This is a genomic window from Bacillus cereus group sp. BfR-BA-01316 (assembly GCF_022664195.1).
Lineage (GTDB): Bacteria > Bacillota > Bacilli > Bacillales > Bacillaceae_G > Bacillus_A.
On sequence record NZ_JAKUGX010000166.1, the window covers coordinates 1 to 208 of the forward strand.

Genomic DNA, 208 nt, shown 5'->3' on the forward strand with positions numbered 1-208 from the left:
AGTAAAAGAATCGACAAAAGAAGTTGAAGGATCGAAAGAAGAAATAAAAGAACCAACAAAAGAAGTTGAGGGAGCAAAAGAAGAAGTAAAAGAACCGACAAAAGAAGTTGAGGGAGCAAAAGAAGAAGTAAAAGAACCGACAAAAGAAGTTGAAGGACCAAAAGAAAAAGAAGTAGCACAAGAAATCGAAAAATCGAAAAAAGAAATA

At 33.2% G+C, this 208-nt stretch carries 1 protein-coding gene; it reads left to right on the forward strand.

Annotation, left to right across the window (positions count from 1 at the left end; genetic code table 11):
- Window positions 1-208 (forward strand): hypothetical protein (locus MR071_RS25995; RefSeq protein WP_242238258.1); only part of this gene is annotated, 208 nt, incomplete at both ends.